Source organism: Rhizobium sp. YS-1r (assembly GCF_000757525.1).
GTDB classification, from domain to species: domain Bacteria; phylum Pseudomonadota; class Alphaproteobacteria; order Rhizobiales; family Rhizobiaceae; genus Neorhizobium; species Neorhizobium petrolearium.
The window spans coordinates 1-383 of record NZ_JPYQ01000053.1; the positions used below are offsets into that span (position 1 = coordinate 1).

Annotated in this window: 1 protein-coding gene; it reads right to left on the reverse strand. The window is 60.3% G+C overall.

Going from position 1 to position 383, the window contains the following annotated elements:
• Positions 1-2 precede the first annotated feature (2 nt).
• The coding region (locus JL39_RS22775; RefSeq protein WP_037156273.1) for a flagellin at positions 3-383 on the reverse strand (381 nt) is incomplete at its 5' end.

The following is a 383-nucleotide window of genomic DNA, read 5'->3' on the forward strand; positions in this document are numbered from 1 at the left end:
GATTAACGGAAGAGCGAGAGGATGTTCTGCGAGTCGGAGTTGGCGATCGAGAGCGACTGGATCGCAAGCTGCTGCTGGGTCTGCAGGGCCTTGAGCTTCGTCGACTCCTCGTTCATCTCCGCATCGACCAGGCGGCCGACACCGCTGTCGATCGAGTCGGAGAGCTTGCTGACAAAGTCCTCCTGCATCTGAACACGGCTCGAAACCGCGCCGAGTTTCGCGGCAGCGCTGGTCATCTGTTCCAGCTGGCCATCGACGAACGAGGTCAGAGCGGCCATGATGTCTTCATCGCTGACATTGGTGCCGCCCATGCCCAGATCGCTGTTGCCGCCGTTGCGGTAGTCGTCGAGCTTGGTGATGTCCAGTTCCGACACGGAGACGTT